Here is a 419-nt window from a genome sequence, read left to right on the forward strand (position 1 = left end):
TCCTCGATCACGATCCCCGCCCCCGAGGGCGTGGCCGGATCCACCGTGCTCACCGGGGCCACCACCACGAACGGCACCCCGTGGTGCCGCGCCAACACCACCAGCGGATACGTACCGACCTTGTTGGCCACCGCGCCATCGGCGGCGATGCGGTCGGCCCCCACCAGGACCGCGTCCACCCGACCCGCCGCGAACAGCGATCCGGCGGCGGCGTCCGCCAGCACCGCGTACGGCATCCCCTCCCGCCCGGCCTCCCAGGCGGTCAGCCGCGCACCCTGCCACAGCGGACGGGTCTCGTCCACCCACAGCCGTTCCAGCAGGCCCGCGCGGTGCGCCGCGCGCACCACCGCCAGCGCCGTGCCACCGCCCCCGGAGACCAGGGTCCCGGTGTTGCAGTGCGTCAACAGCCGCCACCCTCC

Annotated in this window: 1 pseudogene; it reads right to left on the bottom strand. The window is 75.4% G+C overall.

Going from position 1 to position 419, the window contains the following annotated elements:
* Positions 1-419: pseudogene (locus FNQ90_RS26645) on the bottom strand (S-methyl-5-thioribose-1-phosphate isomerase); the annotation flags it as partial.

The organism is Streptomyces alkaliphilus, assembly GCF_014141535.1.
GTDB lineage: Bacteria > Actinomycetota > Actinomycetes > Streptomycetales > Streptomycetaceae > Streptomyces > Streptomyces alkaliphilus.